The following is a 22,886-nucleotide window of genomic DNA, read 5'->3' as shown; positions in this document are numbered from 1 at the left end:
TTCCCCCGATATCCGCGAGCCTTGCGCTGAAGGCGCGCGGCCTTTCCCCATCTACCGTTGCCGGCCATCACGCGCGCCGGCATCGCGTCCGTCCCCGACCGGTTTTCGCTCAAATCGGCGAAGTTTGCTCATCGTCAAGATGCACTGCGGCAACTTTCCGTACAGTTCGCGCGGCAGGCTGCCGTGGTCGTCATGCGTCTCGCGTTGGCGGCGCGCGGCCCGGCAGTCCTTCTCAACGACACTCAGGCAAACGAACCATGATCAGACGAATCACCGGCGGTGCGCGGGCGGCCCCCGTCATCGCGATACTGGCGGGACTGGCCGGATGCAGCGACCTTCACGTGCTCGATCCCAAGGGCGCGGTGGGCGTCGCGGAGAAATCGCTGATCGCGACGGCCACGTGGACGATGCTGATCGTCGTCGTCCCGGTGATCCTGCTGACGCTGTTCTTCGCGTGGCGCTACCGCGCGTCGAACCGAAGCGCGACGTATGCGCCGAACTGGTCGCACTCGACCGCGATCGAGGTCGTGATCTGGTCGGTGCCGACGATGATCATCCTGTACCTCGGCATCCTCACGTGGCGGACCACGCACGAGCTCGACCCGTACAAGCCGCTCGAATCGTCGGTCAAGCCGATCAACGTCGAGGTCGTCGCGCTCGACTGGAAGTGGCTGTTCATCTATCCGGAGCTCGGCATCGCGTCGGTCAACCAGCTCGCGATTCCGGTCGGTACGCCGGTGAATTTCCGCATCACGTCGGATTCGGTGATGAACTCGTTCTTCATCCCGCAGCTCGGCACCCAGGTCTACGCGATGGCCGGCATGCAGACGCGCCTGCACCTGATCGCCGACGAAGCGGGCGACTACGCGGGCGTGTCCGCCAACTACAGCGGCCGCGGCTTTTCCGACATGAAGTTCCGCACGCTCGCCGAGCCGCGCGAGCAGTTCGACGCGTGGGTGCAGAAGGTGAAGGCGTCGTCCGACCGGCTCGACATGACCGCGTACGGCACGGTCGCGCAGCCGAGCGAGAAGGCGCCGGTGCGCTACTTCTCGACGGTCGATCCGAAGCTGTTTCACAACATCATCGCGAAATACAACGATGGCCACGTCCTCGATCTGAAGGACGCCGCCTGTACGACGAAGGGGTAACGCATGTTCGGAAAACTGACACTTTCGGCGATCCCGTTCGATCAGCCCATCATCATGGGGGCGAGCGCCTTCATGGGGCTCGTCGTGCTGGGCATCGTCGCTGCACTGACGGTCACCGGCCGGTGGAAATGGCTGTGGAGCGAATGGCTGACGTCGGTCGATCACAAGAAGATCGGCGTGATGTACCTGGTCGTCGCGGTGCTGATGCTGCTGCGCGGCTTCGCGGACGCGGTCATGATGCGCCTGCAGCTCGCGCTCGCGTACAACGGCCCCGGCTACCTGCCGCCGCATCACTATGACCAGATCTTCACCGCGCACGGCGTGATCATGATCTTCTTCATGGCGATGGCGCTGCTGGTCGCGTTCTTCAACCTGATCGTGCCGCTGCAGATCGGCGCGCGCGACGTCGCGTTCCCGTTCCTGAACTCGCTGAGCTTCTGGATGACGGCGGTCGCCGCGATCCTGATGAACATCTCGCTCGTGATCGGCGAATTCGCGCAGGTGGGCTGGCTCGCGTATCCGCCGCTCTCCGAGCTGCAGTTCAGCCCGGGCGTCGGCGTCGACTACTACCTGTGGGCGCTGCAGATCTCCGGCGTCGGCACGCTGATCACGTCGATCAACTTCTTCGTGACGATCATCAAGATGCGCGCGCCGGGCATGACGCTGATGAAGATGCCGGTGTTCACGTGGACCGCGCTGTGCTCGAACGTGCTGATCATGGCGACGTTCCCGATCCTGACGGTGGCGCTCGCGCTGCTCGGCCTCGATCGCTACCTCGACATGCACTTCTTCACGAACGAGGCCGGCGGCAACGCGATGCTGTACCTGAACCTGATCTGGGCGTGGGGGCATCCGGAGGTGTACATCCTCGTGCTGCCGGCATTCGGCATCTATTCGGAAGTCATCGCGACGTTCGCGAAGAAGCCGCTGTTCGGCTACAAGACGATGGTGTACGCATCGTGCGCGATCATGGTGCTGGCGTTCCTCGTGTGGCTGCATCACTTCTTCACGATGGGCTCGGGCGCGGACGTCAACGCGTTCTTCGGGATCATGACGATGGTCATCGCGATTCCGACCGGCGTGAAGATCTTCAACTGGCTGTTCACGATGTACCGCGGGCGTGTCGAGTTCACGGTGCCGGTACTGTGGACGATCGGCTTCATGGTCACGTTCACGCTTGGCGGCATGACCGGCGTGATGCTGGCGATTCCCGGCGCGGACTTCGTGCTGCACAACAGCCTGTTCCTGATCGCGCACTTCCATAACACGATCATCGGCGGCGTCGTGTTCGGCTATTTCGCGGGCGTCCATTTCTGGTTCCCGAAGGTGTTCGGCTTCAAGCTCGACGAGAAGCAAGGCAAGCGCGCGTTCTGGTGCTGGCTCACCGGCTTCTACGTCGCGTTCGTGCCGCTGTACGTGCTCGGCTTCATGGGCATGACGCGGCGCCTGAATCACTACGACAACCCGGCGTGGCATCCGTGGCTGGTCGTCGCCGTATTCGGCGTGGCGCTGATCGCGCTCGGCGTGGTGTTCCAGGTCGCGTCGGTGTGGGTCGGCTGGCGCAACCGCGCGCAAGCGCAGTATCGCGACGTGACGGGCGACCCGTGGAACGGCCGCACGCTCGAATGGGCGACGTCGTCGCCGCCGGCCGTCTACAACTTCGCGGTGATTCCGGACGTGCATGAACTCGACGAGCTCGCGTATCGCAAGGCGAAGGGCCTCGGCATCGGGCTCGGCAAGAACGTCACGTACCAGGACATCCACATGCCGTCCAACACGAGCGCCGGCCTGTTCGTCGGCGTGTTCAGCCTGCTGCTCGGCTTCGCGCTCGTCTGGCACATCTGGTGGCTCGCGATCGCGTCGCTCGTCGGCATCGTCGCGACGGTGGTGCTGTACAGCGCGCAGGACAACGAAGGCTATTACATTCCGGCGGATACCGTCCGCAAGATCGAGGAACAACGCGCGGGCGTGCGGATGCGCGCGCCGTCGCCGGAAGCCGAACTGGAGGCGAACTGATGTCGTATCAATCTCTCACGGGCGGCGCCCGTCATCCGGCGGCGCACCATCATCCGCCGTCGCATTCGGTGTTCGGCTTCTGGCTGTACCTGATGACCGACTGCGTGATCTTCGCATCGCTGTTCGCGACGTTCGCGGTGCTCGGCAACCAGTTTGCGGGCGGCCCGACCGCGAAGGACCTGTTCGACATCCCGGGCGTCGCGCTCGAGACCGCCGCGCTGCTGCTCTCCAGCATCACGTACGGCTTCGCGATGCTCGGCGCGCAGCGCCGCCGGCGCGGCGCGGTGTTCGTCTGGCTCGCGGTGACGTTCGTGCTGGGCGTCGCGTTTCTCGCGATGGAGCTGCGCGAGTTCTCGCACCTGATCGCGGAAGGCGCGGGGCCCGGGCGCAGCGCGTTCCTGTCGGCGTTCTTCGCGCTGGTCGGCACGCACGGGCTGCACGTGGCCGTCGGCCTGTTGTGGATGGTCGTGCTCGCCGTGCAGATCGCGCGCGGCCCCGGCATGACGGAGCGCGACTTCCGGCGCCTCACCTGCCTGAGCCTCTTCTGGCACTTCCTCGACATCGTCTGGATCTGCGTGTTCTCCTTCGTCTATCTCGCGAGCGTGATCTAAATGGCCCATTCGGAACTCATTCACCACGATGAAGCGCACGGCACGGCCGGCGGCTACATCGTCGGTTTCGTCCTGTCGGTGCTGCTGACGGCCGCGTCGTTCGGCCTCGTGATGGGCGGCGTGCTGTCGCCGAAGGCGGCGATCATTGCGCTCGCGGTGCTCGCGTTCGCGCAGATCCTCGTGCATCTGGTGTGCTTCCTGCACATGAACACGTCGTCGAGCCAGCGCTGGAACGTGATGGCGTTCAGCTACACGGTGCTCACCGCGCTGATCCTGATCGTCGGGACGCTGTGGGTGATGCACAACGTCAGCATGAACATGATGTCGCGGTAACCGGCATTCCGTTCACGCATTCGCGCCGTGTCCGTCGCACGGCTGGTTTCCTTTCGGGGGCGCGCGGTCAGCGCGCCTTTCTGCATCATGGTCAATAACGATTCCCAGACACCCGTTCGCGCCGACGCGCCGATGCCGCATCGCAAGGTCATCCGCTCGTGGCTCGTGCCGTTCGCCGCACGCGAGATCGTGCGCCCGATCATCCTGCTCGTGCTCGACTACCTGCTGCTGTTCGCGATGTTCGCGGGCGCGCTGCTGATCCCGTCGATCATCGGCAAGATCGTCTGCGGGATGGCGGCCGGCTTCGTCACCGGGCGGCTCTTCATCATCGGGCACGATGCGTGCCACCAGAGCCTGACGCCCAACCGCCGGCTGAACCGCTGGCTCGGCCGCATCGCGTTCCTGCCGTCGCTGACGCCGTACAGCCTGTGGGAAGTCGGGCACAACGTGGTGCACCACGGCTACACGAACCTGAAGGGCTTCGATTTCGTGTGGGCGCCGCATACGCCGGCCGAATACGCGGCGCTGTCGCCGACGCGCCGGCTGCTGGACCGCATCTACCGAAGCGGCTGGGCGCCGGGGCTCTACTATTTCGTCGAGATCTGGTGGCTGCGGATGTATTTCCCGACCAAGACCTATATCGGCGCGTCGCGGCCCGTGTTCCGCCGCGACGGCCTGCTGGTGACCGGCTTCGCGGCCGTGTGGATTGCCGCCGTCGTCTGGGTCGCGATGGCGACGCAGCAGTCCGTCGCGCTGCTGCTCGCGACCGGCGTGCTCGTGCCGTTCCTGTTCTGGTGCTCGATGATCGGGTTCGTCGTCTACGTCCACCATACCGATCCGCGCATCGCGTGGCATGCGAACCGGGCCGAATGGTCGAACGCCGCGCCGTTCGTGTCGACCACGCTGCACCTGACGTTCCCGTTCGGCATCGGCGGCCTGCTGCACCACATCATGGAGCACACGGCCCACCACGTCGACATGAGCGTGCCGCTGTACCGGCTCAAGCCGGCGCAGGCGAAGCTGGAGGACATGCTGCCCGGGCGCATCGTCGTGCAGCGCTTCAGCTGGCGCTGGTATTTCGACACGGCGCGCCGCTGCAAGCTCTACGACACCGACCGCAAGCTCTGGACCGACTATGTCGGCAACCTGACAAGCGAGCCGGCGAGCGAGCCGCTGCCGCCGGCCGCCACGGACGCACCCCCGGCCGCCGTGCCGGAGGCGGCGGGCGCGGCGTCCGCCGCGTGCCCTCACGCGGTGCCGTAATCGACGTAGCCGGTCTCGCGGCAAAAGCTGACGAGCCGCAGGCCGGCCTGCTGCGCAATCGCGATCGCGAGCGACGACGGCGCGGAGATCGTCGCGACCATCGGGATGCCGACGCGCGCCGCCTTGCGCACCAGCTCGTAGCTCGCGCGGCTCGACAGGAACACGAAGCCGTCGGTCGCGTCGGCGCGCGCGAGCACCAGCGAGCCGATCAGCTTGTCGAGCGCGTTGTGGCGGCCGACGTCCTCGAACGCCATCCGGATCGCGCCTGTTGCGTCGCACCACGCGGCCGCGTGCAGGCCGCCTGTCAGCCGCGTCAGCGCCTGATGGGCCGGCAGTTCGCCGGCGGCGCGCGCGAGCGCATCGGGCGCGAGGCGCGCGAGGAAGCCGGTATCGGGCACGCGTTCCGGCGCCAGGTCGAGCAGGTCGATGCTCTCGATCCCGCAGACGCCGCAGCCGGTGCGCCCGGCGAGCGCGCGGCGCTTGTCCTTCAACGCGGCGAACGCCTGCTGCACGACTTCCAGGTGGACTTCGGCGTGCGGCAGCGGCGCGTCGGCGTGCAGGATCACCTCGATGTCCTTGATGTCGCTGCCGCGCGCGACGATCCCCTCCGAAATCGCGAAGCCGACCGCGAACGCCTCGAGGTCGCGCGGCGTGCACATCATCACCGCGTGCGAAATGCCGTTGAAGACGAGCGCGACCGGCCATTCCTGGCCGACGTGGTCGAGCGCCGTTTCGGCGGCGCCGCCGCGCGTGCGGCGCACGGACAGCTCGATCGCGCCGCGCGGTTCGGCGGATTCGGTCGGATTCACTGGGACTCCCGTTCGGTTGACTGGCGCGCGGCCGGACGACGATCGCGTCCGCCGTTCGTGCGCAGAGGTTCTAAAATACCTCAGGCAGGCCGGCCGCGCCGGCATCCGCCACTTCGGGTAATGCCATGGGACTTAGCGACGCACCGTTGCTTTTCAATTTCGAACGCGATTCATCGGAGAATTTCACGTACATCCCGATGATCGTGCGCTTCAATCTCGACCGCTTCGGGTTGCGCATCTCGCTCGAGCAGTGGCAATTGCTGCCGATCGAGGACCGCAAGCTGCTCGCCCGCTTTCCGGCGGACGACGATACCGAGATCGAGCCCAATTTCGACCACGCGCTGTTCGAGATGCTGCGCACGCACGCCGATCTCGAGCCGAGCTGGTTCCAGCCGGACGAGCAGCCGGCCTGGCGCGGCACCGAGCGGGTGCCGGACGCGCTGGTGCAGCAGAGCGCGCTGGCGGGACTGCCGGCGCCGGACGTCGTGCAATGGCAGCGGCTCGCGCCGTTCCAGCGCTACGTGCTGATGAAGCTCTCCCGCAAGCCGAAGCTGAACCACGATTTTCTGCCGGCGATGCGGGAGTTCGGGCTGACGGCCGCGCACTGACGCGGCGGCCGTAGTACCGGTGTTACGTTACGCCGCGCCAAAGCGCGGCAGGCTCAGGCAGGCTCATTCGAGCGGCGGCAGCGGGCGCGGCTTGCGGTCCGGGCCGGTCGCGACGTAGGTGAGCGTCGCTTCGGTCACCTTCACGATTTCTCCCGCGAGGCGCATGCGCTGCGCATAGACCACGACGTCGACCGTGACCGACGTGTTGCCGGTGCGCGTGACGGTCGCATAGAAGCTCAGCAGGTCGCCGACGAACACCGGCTGCTTGAACACGAACGAATTGACCGCGACGGTCGCGACCCGGCCGTTCGCGCGCTGGCTCGCGGGGATCGAGCCGGCGATGTCGACCTGCGACATGATCCAGCCTCCGAACACGTCGCCATGGACGTTGGCGTCGGACGGCTGCGGGACGACGCGCAAGGCGGGCTGGTTTTGCGGGAGGGCGAGCGGGGAGTCGGTCATGGCGATACTTTCATCCTGTAATAAAACGCACCGGCCCGCACGCGCGGCCGGCGAGGCCGCCGACAGCGGCGCGAACCGGCTTCTGCGACAATACAACGTTCGCAAATTGTACGAGAAAGCGGGCGAGCCGGCGGTCGTCGAGCACGGCCCGCACTGCCGACCGCCCCGTCCCCCATGCGCCGATTTCCCGCTTCCGGCGAGCCCGCGCCGCTTCACACCGGGCCCCGCAACGACTGGCAGACCATTCGTTCGCTGCTGCCGTACCTGACGACCTACAAGTGGCGCGTCGCGCTCGCGCTCGGCTGCCTGATCGGCGCGAAGGTCGCGAACCTCGGCGTGCCGGTCGTGATGAAGCGCATCGTCGACCATCTCGCCGCGGTGCAGCAGCTGACCGCGCTCGGCCGCGCGGAGCAGTCGGCCGGGATCGTGCTCGCGGGCGGCGTCGGGCTGCTCGTCGTCGCGTACGCGCTCGTGCGGCTGTCGACGTCGCTGTTCACCGAGCTGCGCGAAATCCTGTTCTCGAAAGTGACCGAAAGCGCGGTGCGGCGGCTCGCGCTGCAGGTGTTCCGGCATCTGCACGGGCTGTCGCTGCGGTTTCACCTCGAACGCCAGACGGGCGGCATGTCGCGCGATATCGAACGCGGCACGCGCGGCATCCAGCAGCTCATCTCGTACTCGCTGTACAGCATCCTGCCGACGCTCGTCGAGGTCGGCCTCGTGCTCGGCTTCCTCGTCGTCAAGTACGACGCGTACTACGCGTACGTGACGTTCGCCGCGCTGGTCGCGTACATCGTGTTCACCGTGAAGGTCACCAACTGGCGCACGCATTTCCGCCGCACGATGAACGAGCTCGACTCGCGCGCGAATTCGCGCGCGATCGATTCGCTGATCAACTACGAGACGGTCAAGTATTTCGGCAACGAGGAATGGGAAGCGCAGCGCTACGACGAGAACCTGAAGCGCTACCGCAAGGCCGCGATCCGTTCGCAGAACTCGCTGTCGATGCTCAACTTCGGCCAGCAGGCGATCATCGGCACCGGGCTCGTGTTCATCCTGTGGCGCGCGACGCAGGGCGTGCTCGCCGGCAAGCTGACGCTCGGCGATCTCGTGCTGATCAACACGTTCATGCTGCAGCTGTACATTCCGCTGAACTTCCTCGGCGTCGTCTATCGCGAGCTGAAGCAGAGCCTCACCGACATGGACCGGATGTTCGGGCTGCTGTCGGCGGCGCAGGAGGTCGCGGACGCGCCCGATGCGGCGCCGCTCGCGGTGGCCGGCGCGCAGGTGCGCTTCGAGCACGTGAACTTCGCGTACGAGCCGGCGCGGCCGATCCTGCACGACGTGACGTTCACGATCGACGCCGGCACGACAACCGCGGTGGTTGGCCACAGCGGCTCGGGCAAGTCGACGCTGTCGCGCCTGCTGTTCCGCTTCTACGATCTCGACCGGCAGGCGGGCGGCGCGATCCGCATCGACGGGCAGGACATCCGCGACGTCACGCAGGATTCGCTGCGCGCGTCGATCGGCATCGTGCCGCAGGACACCGTGCTGTTCAACGATTCGATCTACTACAACATCGCGTACGGCCGGCCGACCGCGACCCGCGACGAGGTGATCGCGGCCGCGCGCGCCGCGCACATCCACGATTTCGTCGAAAGCCTGCCGAAGGGCTATGACACGCCGGTCGGCGAGCGCGGGCTCAAGCTGTCGGGCGGCGAGAAGCAGCGCGTCGCGATCGCGCGCACGCTGCTCAAGAGCCCGCCGATCCTGCTGTTCGACGAGGCGACGTCGGCGCTCGACTCGCGTTCGGAGCGTGCGATCCAGCACGAGCTCGAGCAGATCGCGCGGCATCGCACGACGCTCGTGATCGCGCACCGGCTGTCGACGGTCGTGTACGCGCAGCAGATCCTCGTGATGGATCACGGGCGGATCGTCGAGCGGGGCACGCACGACGAGCTGGTGCGCGCGGACGGGCTCTATGCGCAGATGTGGGCGCTGCAGCAGCAGCGCGCGGCGGCGGGCGGGGAGGAGGCCGAGGAGGTTTGAGCGGGGCTGCGGCCCCGCCCGGCCCGTTCGCGGTCAGCGCGCGCCGCGCATCCGCCTGTCGAGCTCGCCGAGTTGCGCGGGCGTGCCGACGTTTTCCCAGATTCCTTCGTACAGCTCGCCGCTCGCGCGGCCGGCCTCGATCGCCGCGCGGTAGTACGGCGTCAGCGCGCGCCGCGTGCCGGGCGCGAGATCGGCGAACATCCGCGTGTCGTACAGGCCGATGTTGCCGAACGTGAAACGCCGGGCGCCGTCGAGCGACAGGCGGCCGTCGGTGTCGAGCGCGAAATCGCCGGCCGGATGGAACGGCGGGTTCGGCACCATCACCAGATGCATCGCGGGCGCGTCGAGCGCGGCCATCTGCGCCGCGCGCGCGGCGAGCGTGCGGTAATCGAATTCGCAGAACACGTCGCCGCTGACCGCGACGAACACCGTCGGCCGGCCGTCGCGTGCAAGCAGCGGCAGCGCCTGCGCGATGCCGCCCGCGGTTTCGAGCGCGTCGCCCTCGGCCGAGTACGCGAGCCGCACGCCCCAGCGCGAACCGTCGCCGAGCGCGGCTTCGATCTGCGCGCCGAGCCACGCGTGGTTGATCACGATCGTCTCGATGCCCGCCTGCGCGAGCCGCTCGATCTGCCAGACGATCAGCGGCTTGCCGCCCGCCTCGAGCAGCGGCTTCGGGCAGGTGTCGGTGAGCGGGCGCATCCGTTCGCCGCGCCCGGCGGCGAAGATCATCGCCGTGGTGAGGGATGGGCTCATCTTCAGAACGTATAGCCGACGTCGGGGGTGGCGCCTTCGAGCTCGTCGAGCAGCTTCGCGAACGGCGCGAGCGGGCGGTAGCGCAGCGCGACCTTGCGCGCATACGCGACGAAGCGCGGCAGGTCGGCGAGGTACTGCGGCTTGCCGTCGCGATAGTTGAGGCGCGCGAACAGGCCGAGGATCTTGATGTGCCGCTGCAGGCCGATCCATTCGAGCTGGCGGTAGAACTCGCCGAAGTCCGGATCGACCGGCAGGCCGGCCTTCTTCGCCTTCTCCCAGTAATACGCGAAGCAGTCGAGCTCGAATTCCTCGTCCCAGCTGACGAACGCGTCGCGCAGCAGCGACACGACGTCGTAGGTCAGCGGCCCTTCGACCGCGTCCTGGAAGTCGAGCACGCCCGGGTTCGGCTCGCAGACCATCAGGTTGCGCGGCATGAAATCGCGCAGCATGAAACTCTGCGGCTGCGCGCGGGCGCTCGCGATCAGCAGCGCGAAGGTGCGCTCGAGCGTGCCGCGCATCGCGTCGGTGACCGTCTTGTCGAGGTGCCGGCCGATGTACCACTCGGGCATCAGCTCCATTTCGCGGCGCAGGAACGCGTCGTCGAACGCCGGCAGCACGCCGGGCGCGGACGTCAGCTGGAAGCGGATCAGCGCGTCGAGCGCGGCGCGCATCAGCGGCCGCGCGGCGAGCGGGGCGGCCGGGTCGAGCGCCGACAGGTACGACGTGCGGCCGAGGTCCGTCACGAGCATGAAGCCGTCGTCGAAATCGTGCTCGAGCACCTGCGGCGCGTGGACGCCCGCGGCGGCGAGCATCTGCGCGACCTGGACGAACTCGCGGCACTTCTCGGGCGGCGGCGCGTCGACGGCGATCAGCGAGCCGCCGGGGCTTGCGGACGACGCGACGCGGAAGTAGCGGCGAAAGCCGGCGTCCGTGGACGCGGGCGCGAGGGTGGCGAGATCGAGGGCGTGGCGCGCGGCGAGCGGGTGCAGCCAGGCGGTGAGCGCGTCGAGGCGGGAATCGTCGGATGGGGGCGTCATGAAACTCGGAGGAGGGGGGAACGTCTTGCCATATAATACCCCACGACTTTTTTGACGCGCCCCGCGTCAGCATCCGCCGTGCAGGCCCGCCGCCTGTCGCGCCGTTCGCCCGATCACCTCCCCTGGGTTGCGCTCAGCCGGGTCCGATTGCGCGGGCCGCGATGTGCGACCGCACGGGTTGACGAGGGGCGATTCGCCAAACGATAGATGCCGCCCAAACCGCTATTCCCGATTGTTTTCCCCGGTGACGGGGCGCCGCGCAAACGGCGGCTCGCGCTCGCGCTCCTGGCCGTGCCGGGCCTCGTGCCGGCGGTGTCGCACGCGCAGCTGACAGGCGCGGCCGCGCAGCCGCAGCCGCTCGATTCGCCGTGGGATCTGCGTCTCGCGCCCCAGCTCCAGGATCAGTCGCTGAAGGAAGGGGCGAAGCCGGCCACCTTCGTGATCGCCGACCACACGAGCGGCACGACCGACCAGGACCTGGCCGCGAAGGGCTCGGCCGAGCTCCGCCGCGGCAATGCGGTCGTGAAGGCCGATGCGCTCCACTACGATCAGGATACGGACATGGCCGATGCGTACGGCCAGGTCAAGGTGGTCAACGGCGACACGTCGTTCGCCGGTCCCGAGGCGCACCTGAAGGTCGAATCGAACCAGGGCTTCATGACGGCGCCGAAGTACCACTTCAACATGACGGGCGGGTCGGGCAGCGCGGAGCGCGTCGACATGCTCGACGCCGAGCGCTCGGTGTTCGTCAACGGCACCTACACCGCTTGCCAGTGCGCGGCGCATCCCGCGTGGTACATCAAGGGCAGCCGTTTCGACTTCGACACCGGCGCCGACGAGGGCACGGCCCGCAACAGCGTGCTGTTCTTCCAGGGCGTGCCGATCTTCGCGAGCCCGTGGATGACGTTCCCGCTGTCGGGCGACCGGCGCAGCGGCCTGCTGCCGCCGACATTTTCGACGGGCACGGACAACGGGTTCGAGCTGTCGCTGCCGTACTACTTCAACATCGCGCCGAACCGCGACATGTTGCTCACGCCGCGGATTCTCGCGAAGCGCGGGGTGCAGACGCAGATGACGTTCCGCTACCTGTCGACGAGCTATTCGGGCGTGTTCACCGGCGAGTTCCTGCCGGACGACCGGCTCGCGCACCGCAACCGCTACGCGATCTACTGGCAGCATCAGCAGAACTTCGGCAGCGGCTTCGGCGGCTACGTCTCCTACAACAAGGTCTCGGACAGCCAGTATTCCGAGAACCTCGGGGCGGCCTCGAACCAGTTCGTCAACGGTACGCAGATGCTGTACCAGCAGGAGGCCGGCCTCACGTACAACAACGGCCCGTGGTCGGTGCTCGCGCGCTACCAGCACTGGCAGACGATGCCGCCGTCGATCGCGCCGTACAGCCGCGCGCCGCAGTTGAACGTGAAGTACGCGAAGTACAACGTCGGCGGCTTCGACTTCGGTGCGGAAGCCGACTATTCGCGCTTTCGCATCACGACGGCCGACGCGACGCAGGGCGACCGGATCGTCTTCAACCCGTACATCGCGTACGGGGTCTACGGCCCTGGCTATTTCGCGGTGCCGAAGGTCCAGTACCACATCGCGTCGTACGACCTGAACTACCTGTCGACGAGCACGCCGAACAATCCGAAGCGCTTCACCGAATCGATCCCGACCGTGAGCTTCGACACGGGCCTGATCTTCGACCGCTCGGTGCGCCTGTTCGGCCAGGACTTCATCCAGACGCTCGAGCCGCGCCTTTACTACGTGTACACGCCGTACCGCAACCAGTCGAGCGCGCCGCTGTTCGACACCGGGGAATCGGACTTCGGCCTCGCCGAGATCTACCAGCCGAACACGTTCGTCGGCAACGACCGGATTGCCGACGCGAACCGCCTGACGGCCGGGCTGACGTCGCGCTTCATCGATCCGCGCACCGGCGACGAGCGCGCGCGCTTCGTGGTCGCGCAGCAGTACTATTTCGCCGACCAGCGCGTGACGCTCACCCCGACGCAGGCGGCCGCGCAGGCGCGGCACTCGGACCTGATCGCGGGCGCCGCGATCAAGCTGGGCGCCGGCTTCGCGTCGGAAACGGCGTTCCAGTACAACCAGAACAACAACCAGCTCGCGAAGTCGAGCATCGGTTTCGCGTACAGCCCCGAGGTGCGCAAGGTGATCAACGTCGGCTATCGCTACACGCGGGCGACCGCGACGCTGGACGGCCGGCCGATCAACCAGTTCCTGGTGTCCGGGCAGTGGCCGCTGACCCGCCGCCTGTACGCGGTCGGCCGCTTCAACTACGACTTCGCCGGCAACCGGATGATCGACAGCGTGGTCGGCTTACAATACGACGCGGATTGCTGGGCGCTCGGGGTCGGTATCCAGCGGTACGCGAACGGCGTGAATCCGTCGGGACAGCGGAATTCGTCGTCGCGGATCATGGCGCAGCTTACGCTCAAGGGGTTGTCGACGATCGACAACGGCCTCGTGAGTGCGTTCCGCGCCGGGGTGCAGGGCTACACGCCGCTGCCGCCCGCGCCGCCGCCGTTGTCCCGCTTCAGCAACTACGAGTAACGCCGGGGCGCCCGCGAGCGGCCGAAGGCGCCGGCGCCGGACCAGCCCGAATTCAATGGAGTATCAGTGGCAATGAAGAAAACCCTTCGCTTCGCGGCAGTCGTCTCCAGCCTCGCCGCGTCCGCCGCGCTGCTCGTCGCCGCGCCGGCTGCGGCGCAGGCGCTCGGCTCGCGTGGCGCTCAGCTCACCGATGAAGTCGTCGCGGTCGTCAACAACGACGTGATCACGGGCCGCGAGCTCGACCAGCGCGTCGGCCTGATCTCGCGCCGCCTGCAGCAGCAGAACGCGCCGGTGCCGCCGCTCGGCCAGATGCGCGCGCAGGTGCTGAACCAGATGGTGCTCGAACGCATCCAGGTGCAGAAGGCCAAGGACGACGGGATCCGGATCGACGACGCGGCCGTGCAGTCGACGCTGCAGCGGCTCGCGCAGGCAAACGGCATGACGCTCGACCAGTATCGTGCGCGGATCGAGGCGCAAGGCGTGCCGTGGAGCATCTTCACGGGCGACGCGCGCACCGAGCTGATGCTGTCGAAGCTGCGCGAGCGCGAGGTCGACAGCAAGATCACCGTGTCGGACGCCGAGGTCGCGAGCTACATCGCGAGCCAGCGCGGGCCGAGCGCGTCGCAGCAGCAGGACCTGCGCTTCCAGCACATCTTCGTGAAGGCGCCGACCAGCGCGCCGCAGGCCGACATCGAGGCCGCGCAGAAGAAGGCCGACGCGCTGCTGAAGCAGGCGCAGTCGGGCGCGGATTTCGAGCGCCTCGCGAAGAACAATTCGGAAGCGAATGACGCGAAGAAGGGCGGCGACCTCGGCTTCAAGTCGCCCGGCGCGCTGCCGGCCGACGTCGTCGCGGCCGCGTCGCAGCTGCGCCCGGGCCAGGTCAATCCGACGCTGATCCGCGTGCCGGACGGCTTCGAGATCGTGCGTCTCGTCGACCGTCGCCAGAGCCAGGGCGCGTCGGCCGCCGCGCCGAAGATCGTGCAGACGCACGTGCGCCATATCCTGCTGCGCGTCGGCGAAGGCAAGTCCGAAGGCCAGGCGCGCCAGCAACTGATCGACATCCGCAAGCAGGTCGAGGCCGGCGGCGATTTCGCGAAGTTCGCGCGCACCTATTCGCAGGACGGCTCGGCGTCGCAGGGCGGCGACCTGGGCTGGATCAGCCCGGGCGAGACGGTGCCCGAGTTCGAGCGCGCGATGAACAACCTGCAGGACGGCCAGGTCAGCATCCCGGTGCGCACCGAGTACGGCTATCACCTGATCCAGGTGCTCGAACGCCGCGAATCGGAAGGTTCGGTGCAGCAGCAGATGGACATCGCGCGCCAGGCGATCGGCCAGCGCAAGGCCGAACAGGCGTATGCCGACTGGCTGCGCGAGCTGCGCGATTCGTCGTACGTGCAGTTCAAGCTCGGCGACTTCGGCGCGGCGAACTGAGCGAGCCGACGATGACGACGCCCGCGCTGCATATCGCGATCACGACCGGCGAGCCCGCGGGCGTCGGTCCGGAGCTGACCGCGCAGGCGCTGCGCGACGCCGGCGAACGCTGGCCCGACGCGCGCTTCACGGTGCTCGGCGACGCGGCGCTGGTCGCCGCGCGCGCCGCGGCGGTCGGCGTGGACTGGGCGGCGCTCGTCGCGGCGGGGCAGGTTGCCGTCGCGCACCGCCCGCTCGCCGCGCCCGCGCGCGCGGGCGAGCTGAACGCGGCCAACGGCCGCTACGTGCTCGCGCTGCTCGACGCGGCGATCGACGGCGCGCTCGCGCGCGAATATGACGCGATCGTCACCGCGCCGCTGCAGAAGAGCACGATCAACGATGCCGGCGTCCCGTTCACCGGCCACACCGAATACCTGGCGGAGCGCACCGGTACGCCGCGCGTCGTGATGATGCTGGCGGGCACGGGCGACAAGCCGCTGCGCGTCGCGCTCGCGACGACGCACCTGCCGCTGAAGGACGTGTCCGCCGCGCTGACGATCGACGGGCTGGTCGAGACGCTGACGATCGTCGACCACGACCTGCGGCGCGACTTCGGTCTCGCCGCGCCGCGCATCCTCGTCACGGGGCTCAACCCGCACGCGGGCGAGAACGGCTATCTCGGCCGCGAGGAGATCGACGTGATCGAGCCCGCGCTCGCGCGCGTGAAGGCGCAGGGCATCGACGCGCGCGGCCCGTATCCGGCCGACACGCTGTTCCAGCCGCGCTACCTTGCCGATGCGGACTGCGTGCTCGCGATGTTTCACGATCAGGGCCTGCCGGTGCTCAAGTACGCGACGTTCGGCGAGGGGATCAACGTCACGCTGGGCCTGCCGATCGTCCGCACGTCGGTCGATCACGGCACCGCGCTCGACCTCGCCGGCACCGGCCGCGCCGATCCGGGCAGCATGATCGCCGCGCTCGATACCGCCGTCACGATGGCGCGTCACCGCCGCGCAGCCCGGCCTGACGCAGCCTGACTCCATTCCTCGCGTTTTTCGTTTTCTATAGTCGATGTCGAACAGCAGACAGCACCAGGGCCATTTCGCGCGCAAGCGCTTCGGGCAGAACTTCCTCGTCGATCACGGCGTGATCGACTCGATCGTCGCGACGATCGGTCCGGCGCGCGGCCAGCGGATGGTCGAGATCGGCCCGGGCCTCGGCGCGCTGACCGAGCCGCTGATCGCGCGCCTCGCGACGCCCGAATCGCCACTGCATGCGGTCGAGCTCGACCGCGACCTGATCGCCCGGCTGCAGCAGCGCTTCGGCGCACTGCTCGAACTGCACGCGGGCGACGCGCTCGCGTTCGACTTCCGCTCGCTCGCGGCGGCGGGCGACAAGCCGTCGCTGCGCATCGTCGGCAACCTGCCGTACAACATTTCCAGCCCGCTGCTGTTCCACCTGATGACGTTCGCCGACGTGGTCGTCGACCAGCATTTCATGCTGCAGAGCGAAGTCGTCGAGCGGATGGTCGCCGAGCCGGGCACGAAGGCGTTCTCGCGCCTGTCCGTGATGCTGCAATACCGCTACGTGATGGACAAGATGATGGACGTGCCGCCGGAGTCGTTCCAGCCGCCGCCGAAGGTCGATTCGGCGATCGTGCGGATGATTCCGTACGAGCCGCATGAGTTGCCGGACGTCGATCCCGCGCTGCTCGGCGAAATCGTGACGGCGGCGTTTTCGCAGCGCCGCAAGATGCTGCGCAACACGCTCGGCGACTATCGCGAGACGGTCGATTTCGACGCGCTCGGCTTCGATCTCGCGCGCCGCGCGGAAGATGTGAGCGTGGCCGAGTATGTCGGCGTCGCGCAGGCGCTCGCTTTGGCGCGCAAGGCCGGGTGACGCACGCGGCGGTGACGCCGGATCGCGCGCCGATCTTCGAGGCTGCCCCGGGGGCAGCCTTTTTGCTTGCGCGGCGCGCTACGTCCCCTTGCGCGCGGGCGCATTGACGAGCCCGATGCCGATCAGCACCAGCGCCGCGGCGGACAGGAAGCGCCAGCCGACCGATTCGCCGAGCAACAGGACGCCGAACGCAACGCCGAACAGCGGCGACAGGAACGTGAACACCGACAGCCGCGACGCGATGTAGCGGGTCAGCAGCCAGAACCACGACAGATAGCTGACGAACGCGACGATCACCGACTGGTATGCGAGGCTCGCGATCGCGACGGGCGTCACGTGCGCGAACGATGCCTGGCCGAGCAGCGCGGCCAGCGCGAGCAGTATCACGGCCGACACCGTGAGCTGGTAGAACAGCGTCTTGCTGGCGCTCGCATGCGCGAGCGACGTCGAGCGCACGACGACCGTCGTCGCCGCCCACATCGCGCCGCCGAGAATCCCGAGCGCGTCGCCGGCGAGCCCGGCGAACACCGACGCGCCGGGTGCGAGCGGCTTCAGGAAGCCGTCGGCGAACGCGAGCGCGATGCCGGCGAACGCCAGGCCGACGCCGAGCCACTGGGTGCGCTGCAGGCGCTCGCCCGGCGTGAACAGGTGCAGGCCGAGCGCGGTGAAGCATGGCGCCGTGTACAGGAAGATCGCCATGTGCGACGCGCTCGTCAGCGTCAGGCCGAAGAACACGCAGATGAATTCGCCGGCGAACAGCGCACCGGCCGCGAGCCCCGGGACGAACGTGCGGTCCGCGCGGAACAGCGGCGTGCCGGCTGCGCGCGCCCAGCCCCACAGCAGCAGCGCGGCGATCAGCGAGCGCAGTCCGGCCTGGAACATCGGCGGGATCGCGGCATTCGTGCTCTTGATCGCGACCTGCTGAAAGCCCCAGATCGCGCACAGCAGCAGCATCAGGCCGACCGCGCGCGCGTCGGGCGCGCGGCGCGTGGCGGCGGCCACGCTCATCGGCGTGCCCCGCGCGAGCGGCGGGACGGCAGCGGGGTTGGGCGGGTGGCGAGTTCGAATCGGAGGTTTCGCACGGTGGTCTGGCTGAGTCATCGGACTGGCGCGCACGCCGCAAGTCGCGTGTCGTGCGGGGGCGCCGGAATCGGGAACGCCGGCGGTCGAACGAATATCCGAGGCCACGGCCGTACGATGGTACACGAACGGCGTGCCGCCATGCGACGCGAATCGCGATGCGGACCGCGCCGTGGTTCGGCTGGCGCGGCCCGTATCAAACGGCCAGGAGACCGGGGACGAGTCGATGCGGCGCGCACGGCGCCGCATCGTGTCGCGTCAGTCGGCGAGCTTGGCGGTCAGCGCGTCGACGCGATGCTGATCTGCGCCCAGCGCGGCGGTGACTTGACGTCCGTATTCCGCGTCCGCTTTCTGGAAGTACGACAGCATCCTGTATTTGACAGCGTCGTTCTTGACCTGCTTCAGATCGGCGGCCAGGTTGCCTACGAGGTTGGCGCGCTCGCCGGCCGTCAGCGAACGGTAGAACTCGCCAGCCTGCTCGAAGTTGAGTGTCTTCGCGATTCGGGCCTGTTGCGTCGTGCCCGCGAGTGGCGAGCGACTGGACGAGAATGCCGGGTCAGCCGTCAGCGTGGCCTGCTGGCTCGGCTCGTAGTTCACGCCGCCACGGGTATTGGCGCCGTTCATTGCTCCGTCCTGGTTGACGTTTTCGACCGGAACGCGCGGGCGGTTCACCGGCAACTGGAGCGCGTTCGTTCCGACCCGGTGCAACTGGGTGTCCGCGTAGGCGAAGAGGCGACCCTGCAGCAAGCGATCCTCGGACGGTTCGATGCCCGGCACGAGATTCGACGGTGCGAACGCCGCTTGCTCCGTTTCCTGGAACACGTTGTCGGGATTCCTGTTGAGCGTCATGGTGCCGATCTTCGCCTCGGGCACGCCGGTCCACACCTTTGTCGCATCCAGCGGGTCGAACGGGAAGCGGTCGAGCTGATCGGGTTTCAGCACTTGAACGTACAGGTCCCATTTCGGGAATTGCCCCGCGTCGATCGCCGCGATCAGATCCCGGGACATGTGGTTGAAGTCCTTGCCCTGAGTCGATTCCGCCTGCTGCGCGGTCAGGTTTTTCTGGCCCTGCAGGCTTTTCCAGTGGAATTTGACGTAGGCGACGTCGCGTTTCGCGTTGACGAATTTGTACGCGTGCACGCTATTGCCGTCCATTTCGCGATATGTCGCGGGCGTGCCCGAGTCGGAAAAGAGACGCGTAATCATGTGAGTCGCTTCCGGCTGATGCGAGAAGAAATCGAAGAAGCGGCCCGGATCCTGAATGTTCGTGTTCGGCGCCGGCTTGAGCGAATGGACCATGTCCGGGAACTTGATCGCGTCGCGAATGAAGAAGACCGGCAGGTTGTTGCCGACCAGGTCCCAGTTGCCTTCCGACGTGTAGAACTTGGTCGCGAATCCGCGCGGGTCGCGCAGCGTTTCCGGCGACGTGCCGCCGTGAATCACGCTGGAGAAGCGCACGAACACCGGCGTTTGCGTGCCGGGCGTGAAGACTTTCGCCGTCGTGAGACCGGAGATGTCGCGCGTCGCGACAAACACGCCGTGCGCGCCGGTGCCACGGGCATGAACGACGCGCTCGGGGATGCGCTCGCGATCGAAGCGCTGCAGCTTCTGGATCAGATGGCCGTCTTGCAGCAGAACCGGCCCGTTCGCGCCGGCCGTCTGCGAATTCTGGTTGTCACCTACCGGTGCGCCGTTGTCGCGCGTGAGCGTCGACGCGTGAGCGGCGAATGCGCCCAGGACGGAGGCGGCGACGATCAGACGACTCAATGGAATAGGGAGGCGATAAGTTGCCATGAGTAAATTCCTCGATTTGCCAAGTTGAAATCGAAATCTAACAAGGCGCTTACATTGCTGGAATTTCTATATTTCTATTATTCCAATTATCACTTTCTATTAATTCGAGATAATGAATGCACCGCGGCCGGATGCTTCGCATCGGCTTGCCCGCCGGGCCGCCGCCAGCGCGGTTCATCCGACTCTGGTAGAGTTCCCGGTTCTGGAAAGTCCCCACAGGAGTACACCCCATGCGTATGCTGCACACGATGCTGCGAGTCGGCGATCTCGACCGCTCGATCAAGTTCTATACCGAATTGCTCGGCATGAAGCTGCTGCGCCGCGAGGATTATCCGGAAGGCAAGTTCACGCTCGCGTTCGTCGGCTACGAAGAGGAAAGCAAGGGCACGGTGATCGAACTGACCCACAACTGGGATACCCCGTCCTACGACCTCGGCACGGGTTTCGGCCATCTGGCGCTGGAAGTCGACGATGCGTACAAGGCCTGCGAGCGGATCAAGGCGCAAGGCGGCAAGGTCACGCGCGAAGCGGGCCCGATGAAGCACGGCACGACCGTGATCGCGTTCGTCGAGGATCCGGACGGCTACAAGATCGAGTTCATCCAGAAGAAGGTGCACTGAGCGCCGGATGAGCGGCTTGCGGCGCGCGCCATGCGCGTCGCGATGCAAAACGGCAAAACGGGCGGCGCGGGGAATCCCGCACCGCCCGTTGGCGTTTACAGCGACGGCAGCAGCTCGGGCGGATGATGCTTGAGCGTGTGCCGCGCTTCGCGGAATTCCGGGAAGATCGATTCGACGGTTTGCCAGAAGCGCGGGCTGTGGTTCATTTCGCGCAGATGCGACAGCTCGTGCGCGACGACATAGTCGATGATCGACATCGGAAAGTGGATCAGCCGCCAGTTCAGGCGAATCTTGCCGTCGCTCGAGCAACTGCCCCAGCGCGTCGCGGCCGACGACAGCGCATACATCGAATACGTGACGCCGAGCTGTTCCGCGTAGAACGCGAGCCGTTCGCCGAAGATCCGCTTTGCCTCGCCCTGCAGCCAGCCCTGCACGCGGTCCTTGATCTGCTGCGCGTCGGCGTGCGCGGGCAGCGGCAGCGCGAGCCGCAGCGCATCGCCGTCGAACGCGACCGCGCCGGCATCGGACGCGAGCGCGACCGTCACCGATTTGCCCAGATACGGGAGCCGCGCGCCGTCGCGCCAGTCGATCTGCGGCAGTGCGCGCTGTTCGGTGCGCGTCTTCCATTCCGCGAGCTTCGCGAAGATCCAGCGCTGCTTTTCGGTGATCGCCGCCTCGATGTCCGCGAGCGTGACCCAGCGCGGCGCGGTGATCGTCAGCCCGCTGCCGTCGATCGTGAAGCCGATCGTGCGGCGCGCGGAGCGCTTCAGCCGGTATTCGAGCACCCGGCTGTCGAGCGCGAACGTGCGCACGCGCGAGCGGTCGGGCGCGGGATCGGGCACCGCCACGGGCGTTGCTGCGGGCGCTGCTTCGGGCGGCGTCTGCGGCGTGGCGGGCGCGGACGGCGCAGCGGCCGGCCCATCGAAGAGCGGCAGATCCAGCTGGCGATGATCGAGAGCCACGACGGCGGGTCGTGGCCGCGGACGCTTCTTCATCAATTCGCTTCGTCTTGTAGTACGCAACAACGGATCCGGCCCGGGTGAATCAGACTCGCGCGGCATTGCGCTTTTCGGCACTGCCCGGCGCGCGGTAGGCGTCCGGGTCGATGCGGCGCATTTCCGCTTCGATCCACGCTTCGACCCGCGAGTTCAATACGTCGGGCGTGAGACCCGTCACGTCGATCGGCTTGCCGATCGACACCGTGACGGTGCCCGGGAATTTCGTGAAGGAATTGCGCGGCCACACGCGGCCGGCATTGTGCGCGATCGGCACGACCTGCGCGCCGGTCTCGATCGCGAAACGCGCGCCGCCCGTCTTGTACTTGCCCTGCTTGCCGACCGGCGTGCGCGTCCCTTCCGGGAACATGATCACCCACGCGCCTTCCGCGAGCCGCTTCCGGCCCTGGCGGATCACCGAGTCGAAAGCGTTCTTGCCTTCCTTGCGGTTGATGTGAACCATGTGCAGCATGCCGAGCGCCCAGCCGAAGAACGGCACGTACAGCAGCTCGCGCTTGAACACGTAGCAGAGCGGCTTCGGCATCAGCGCCGGAAACGCGAGCGTTTCCCACGCGGACTGGTGCTTCGACAGCAGCACCGCCGGGCCGTCGGGCAGGTTCTCCACCCCTTCGATCCGGTAGCGGATGCCGTTCAGCCAGCGCACGACCCACAGCGTGGACTTGCACCAGCCGGCCGCCATCCAGTAGCGGGCGTCGGGGCGCAGGAACGGGAACGCGATGAAGCACGCGGTCGCGTACGGCACCGTGTACAGGATGAAGTAGATCAGCAGCAGCAGGGAGCGGACAAAGCGCATCGGCGTGTGTCTGGCGTAAGGGAGGATGCGCGCGGCGGCCGCATCACTCGTGTTCGTGTGAAAGGAAATCGAGCGCGAACGCGCGCAGGTCGTCGTGGACCTTCGTGCCGGGCGGCAGGTTGCCCGCGGCAAGCGTCTTCTTGCCCTTGCCGGTCAGCACCAGATGCGGCTGGAAGCCGAGCGCGACGCCGGCCTGCAGGTCGCGCAGCGAATCGCCGACCACCGGCGTATGGTCCGGATCGATCTCGAAACGGTCGGCGATCATCTGCATCATGCCGGGCTTCGGCTTGCGGCAGTCGCAGTGGTCTTCCGCCGTGTGCGGGCAGAAGAACACCGCGTCGATGCGCGCGCCGACCGCCGCCGCCGCGCGATGCATCTTCAGATGCATCGCGTTGAGCGTCGCCATGTCGAACAGGCCGCGGCCGATGCCGGACTGGTTGGTCGCGACGACCACGCGATACCCCGCGTGGTTGAGCCGGGCGATCGCCTCGAGGCTGCCGGGCAGCGGGATCCACTCGTCGGGCGTCTTGACGAACGCATCCGAATCGACGTTGATCACGCCGTCCCGGTCGAGAACGACGAGCTTCCTGGTGGGACTGGTCGGCATCGTGCGGCCC

General features: G+C 67.4%; 21 protein-coding genes. 12 read left to right on the top strand and 9 right to left on the bottom strand.

The genetic code is table 11. The features are described from left to right. The first annotated feature begins 257 nt into the window (after positions 1–257). From cyoA to ACFIMZ_RS16515, 5 genes are all read left to right on the top strand, one after another. Positions 258–1,148, top strand: coding sequence for a ubiquinol oxidase subunit II (gene cyoA, locus ACFIMZ_RS16535; RefSeq protein WP_431820443.1), 891 nt, complete (start codon positions 258–260; stop codon positions 1,146–1,148). 3 nt (positions 1,149–1,151) lie between these two features. Next, positions 1,152–3,164: a cytochrome o ubiquinol oxidase subunit I gene (gene cyoB / locus ACFIMZ_RS16530; RefSeq protein WP_431820442.1), complete on the top strand. Its 2,013-nt coding sequence runs from the start codon at positions 1,152–1,154 to the stop codon at positions 3,162–3,164. After that, entirely contained in the window at positions 3,164–3,775 is a 612-nt protein-coding gene (gene cyoC / locus ACFIMZ_RS16525; protein ID WP_431820441.1) for a cytochrome o ubiquinol oxidase subunit III, read from the top strand. Before cyoB ends, cyoC begins: the two co-directional genes overlap by 1 nt. After that, positions 3,776–4,108: a cytochrome o ubiquinol oxidase subunit IV gene (cyoD, locus tag ACFIMZ_RS16520; protein ID WP_431820440.1), complete on the top strand. Its 333-nt coding sequence runs from the start codon at positions 3,776–3,778 to the stop codon at positions 4,106–4,108. 87 nt (positions 4,109–4,195) lie between these two features. Continuing rightward, on the top strand, positions 4,196–5,371 hold the full coding sequence (locus ACFIMZ_RS16515) for a fatty acid desaturase (RefSeq protein WP_431820439.1): 1,176 nt from the start codon (positions 4,196–4,198) through the stop codon (positions 5,369–5,371). Here ACFIMZ_RS16515 and fdhD read toward each other — a convergent pair. Further along, complete coding sequence (fdhD, locus tag ACFIMZ_RS16510) at positions 5,356–6,180, bottom strand: formate dehydrogenase accessory sulfurtransferase FdhD (protein ID WP_431820438.1); 825 nt, start codon at positions 6,178–6,180, stop codon at positions 5,356–5,358. The two genes, ACFIMZ_RS16515 and fdhD, sit on opposite strands and share 16 nt — an antisense overlap. Before the next feature lie 125 nt (positions 6,181–6,305). Between fdhD and ACFIMZ_RS16505 the strand changes: the two genes are divergently transcribed. Then, entirely contained in the window at positions 6,306–6,788 is a 483-nt protein-coding gene (locus tag ACFIMZ_RS16505) for a nitrate reductase associated protein (protein ID WP_431820437.1), read from the top strand. Positions 6,789–6,851: 63 nt separating this feature from the next. Here the strand turns inward: ACFIMZ_RS16505 and ACFIMZ_RS16500 are convergent, their stop codons facing one another. Then, complete coding sequence (locus tag ACFIMZ_RS16500; protein ID WP_010090728.1) at positions 6,852–7,250, bottom strand: acyl-CoA thioesterase; 399 nt, start codon at positions 7,248–7,250, stop codon at positions 6,852–6,854. Between the two features lie 174 nt (positions 7,251–7,424). Between ACFIMZ_RS16500 and ACFIMZ_RS16495 the strand changes: the two genes are divergently transcribed. Continuing rightward, on the top strand, positions 7,425–9,296 hold the full coding sequence (locus ACFIMZ_RS16495) for an ABCB family ABC transporter ATP-binding protein/permease (RefSeq protein ID WP_431820436.1): 1,872 nt from the start codon (positions 7,425–7,427) through the stop codon (positions 9,294–9,296). 33 nt (positions 9,297–9,329) lie between these two features. On the opposite strand, the gene murU is transcribed toward ACFIMZ_RS16495, so the two are convergent. Together murU and ACFIMZ_RS16485 are read right to left on the bottom strand one after the other, a co-directional pair. Further along, positions 9,330–10,049 carry an N-acetylmuramate alpha-1-phosphate uridylyltransferase MurU gene (gene murU / locus ACFIMZ_RS16490; RefSeq protein ID WP_431820435.1) on the bottom strand — a complete coding sequence of 240 codons (720 nt, stop codon included), beginning with the start codon at positions 10,047–10,049 and terminating at the stop codon, positions 9,330–9,332. A gap of 2 nt (positions 10,050–10,051) precedes the next feature. Then, a complete protein-coding gene (locus ACFIMZ_RS16485) occupies positions 10,052–11,086 on the bottom strand; it encodes an aminoglycoside phosphotransferase family protein (protein WP_431820434.1) in 1,035 nt (344 codons plus the stop codon). A gap of 207 nt (positions 11,087–11,293) precedes the next feature. Between ACFIMZ_RS16485 and ACFIMZ_RS16480 the strand changes: the two genes are divergently transcribed. The 4 genes from ACFIMZ_RS16480 to rsmA all read left to right on the top strand — a co-directional run bounded on the left by ACFIMZ_RS16480 (position 11,294) and on the right by rsmA (position 16,966). Further along, positions 11,294–13,657 carry an LPS-assembly protein LptD gene (locus tag ACFIMZ_RS16480; protein ID WP_431820433.1) on the top strand — a complete coding sequence of 788 codons (2,364 nt, stop codon included), beginning with the start codon at positions 11,294–11,296 and terminating at the stop codon, positions 13,655–13,657. A gap of 72 nt (positions 13,658–13,729) precedes the next feature. Continuing rightward, positions 13,730–15,088, top strand: coding sequence for a peptidylprolyl isomerase (locus tag ACFIMZ_RS16475; protein ID WP_431820432.1), 1,359 nt, complete (start codon positions 13,730–13,732; stop codon positions 15,086–15,088). 11 nt (positions 15,089–15,099) lie between these two features. Continuing rightward, complete coding sequence (pdxA, locus tag ACFIMZ_RS16470) at positions 15,100–16,104, top strand: 4-hydroxythreonine-4-phosphate dehydrogenase PdxA (protein ID WP_431820431.1); 1,005 nt, start codon at positions 15,100–15,102, stop codon at positions 16,102–16,104. Positions 16,105–16,138: 34 nt separating this feature from the next. Continuing rightward, a complete protein-coding gene (gene rsmA, locus ACFIMZ_RS16465) occupies positions 16,139–16,966 on the top strand; it encodes a 16S rRNA (adenine(1518)-N(6)/adenine(1519)-N(6))-dimethyltransferase RsmA (RefSeq protein WP_431820430.1) in 828 nt (275 codons plus the stop codon). Between the two features lie 78 nt (positions 16,967–17,044). Here the strand turns inward: rsmA and ACFIMZ_RS16460 are convergent, their stop codons facing one another. Next, complete coding sequence (locus tag ACFIMZ_RS16460) at positions 17,045–17,974, bottom strand: DMT family transporter (protein ID WP_431820429.1); 930 nt, start codon at positions 17,972–17,974, stop codon at positions 17,045–17,047. A gap of 330 nt (positions 17,975–18,304) precedes the next feature. Next, on the bottom strand, positions 18,305–19,840 hold the full coding sequence (locus ACFIMZ_RS16455) for a catalase (protein WP_431820428.1): 1,536 nt from the start codon (positions 19,838–19,840) through the stop codon (positions 18,305–18,307). A 230-nt stretch (positions 19,841–20,070) separates the two neighbouring features. Here ACFIMZ_RS16455 and gloA point away from each other — a divergent pair, with 230 nt between their 5' ends. Next, positions 20,071–20,460 (top strand): lactoylglutathione lyase, encoded by a 390-nt coding sequence (gloA, locus tag ACFIMZ_RS16450; RefSeq protein ID WP_431820427.1) that lies wholly within the window; start codon positions 20,071–20,073, stop codon positions 20,458–20,460. 95 nt (positions 20,461–20,555) lie between these two features. Here gloA and ACFIMZ_RS16445 read toward each other — a convergent pair whose 3' ends face one another. From ACFIMZ_RS16445 to gmhB, 3 genes are read right to left on the bottom strand one after another with little or no spacing between them, the layout of a single operon-like run. Then, complete coding sequence (locus tag ACFIMZ_RS16445; RefSeq protein WP_431820426.1) at positions 20,556–21,455, bottom strand: M48 family metallopeptidase; 900 nt, start codon at positions 21,453–21,455, stop codon at positions 20,556–20,558. A gap of 49 nt (positions 21,456–21,504) precedes the next feature. Then, a complete protein-coding gene (locus ACFIMZ_RS16440) occupies positions 21,505–22,269 on the bottom strand; it encodes a lysophospholipid acyltransferase family protein (RefSeq protein WP_431820425.1) in 765 nt (254 codons plus the stop codon). 43 nt (positions 22,270–22,312) lie between these two features. After that, positions 22,313–22,876: a D-glycero-beta-D-manno-heptose 1,7-bisphosphate 7-phosphatase gene (gene gmhB / locus ACFIMZ_RS16435; RefSeq protein ID WP_431820424.1), complete on the bottom strand. Its 564-nt coding sequence runs from the start codon at positions 22,874–22,876 to the stop codon at positions 22,313–22,315. Positions 22,877–22,886 lie beyond the last annotated feature (10 nt).

The organism is Burkholderia sp. F1 (assembly GCF_050813845.1).
GTDB lineage: Bacteria > Pseudomonadota > Gammaproteobacteria > Burkholderiales > Burkholderiaceae > Burkholderia > Burkholderia ubonensis.
Note: the sequence above shows the minus strand (reverse complement) of the source record. Positions and strands in the feature narration are given on the sequence as shown.

Coding starts and splice junctions, on each gene's coding strand:
- cyoA (WP_431820443.1), top strand. CDS start 258: ATGATCAGACGAATCACCGGCGGTGCGCGGGCGGCCCCCGTCATCGCG.
- cyoB (WP_431820442.1), top strand. CDS start 1,152: ATGTTCGGAAAACTGACACTTTCGGCGATCCCGTTCGATCAGCCCATC.
- cyoC (WP_431820441.1), top strand. CDS start 3,164: ATGTCGTATCAATCTCTCACGGGCGGCGCCCGTCATCCGGCGGCGCAC.
- cyoD (WP_431820440.1), top strand. CDS start 3,776: ATGGCCCATTCGGAACTCATTCACCACGATGAAGCGCACGGCACGGCC.
- ACFIMZ_RS16515 (WP_431820439.1), top strand. CDS start 4,196: ATGGTCAATAACGATTCCCAGACACCCGTTCGCGCCGACGCGCCGATG.
- ACFIMZ_RS16505 (WP_431820437.1), top strand. CDS start 6,306: ATGGGACTTAGCGACGCACCGTTGCTTTTCAATTTCGAACGCGATTCA.
- ACFIMZ_RS16500 (WP_010090728.1), bottom strand. CDS start 7,250: ATGACCGACTCCCCGCTCGCCCTCCCGCAAAACCAGCCCGCCTTGCGC.
- ACFIMZ_RS16495 (WP_431820436.1), top strand. CDS start 7,425: ATGCGCCGATTTCCCGCTTCCGGCGAGCCCGCGCCGCTTCACACCGGG.
- murU (WP_431820435.1), bottom strand. CDS start 10,049: ATGAGCCCATCCCTCACCACGGCGATGATCTTCGCCGCCGGGCGCGGC.
- ACFIMZ_RS16485 (WP_431820434.1), bottom strand. CDS start 11,086: ATGACGCCCCCATCCGACGATTCCCGCCTCGACGCGCTCACCGCCTGG.
- ACFIMZ_RS16480 (WP_431820433.1), top strand. CDS start 11,294: ATGCCGCCCAAACCGCTATTCCCGATTGTTTTCCCCGGTGACGGGGCG.
- ACFIMZ_RS16475 (WP_431820432.1), top strand. CDS start 13,730: ATGAAGAAAACCCTTCGCTTCGCGGCAGTCGTCTCCAGCCTCGCCGCG.
- pdxA (WP_431820431.1), top strand. CDS start 15,100: ATGACGACGCCCGCGCTGCATATCGCGATCACGACCGGCGAGCCCGCG.
- rsmA (WP_431820430.1), top strand. CDS start 16,139: ATGTCGAACAGCAGACAGCACCAGGGCCATTTCGCGCGCAAGCGCTTC.
- ACFIMZ_RS16460 (WP_431820429.1), bottom strand. CDS start 17,974: ATGAGCGTGGCCGCCGCCACGCGCCGCGCGCCCGACGCGCGCGCGGTC.
- ACFIMZ_RS16455 (WP_431820428.1), bottom strand. CDS start 19,840: ATGGCAACTTATCGCCTCCCTATTCCATTGAGTCGTCTGATCGTCGCC.
- gloA (WP_431820427.1), top strand. CDS start 20,071: ATGCGTATGCTGCACACGATGCTGCGAGTCGGCGATCTCGACCGCTCG.
- ACFIMZ_RS16445 (WP_431820426.1), bottom strand. CDS start 21,455: ATGAAGAAGCGTCCGCGGCCACGACCCGCCGTCGTGGCTCTCGATCAT.
- ACFIMZ_RS16440 (WP_431820425.1), bottom strand. CDS start 22,269: ATGCGCTTTGTCCGCTCCCTGCTGCTGCTGATCTACTTCATCCTGTAC.
- gmhB (WP_431820424.1), bottom strand. CDS start 22,876: ATGCCGACCAGTCCCACCAGGAAGCTCGTCGTTCTCGACCGGGACGGC.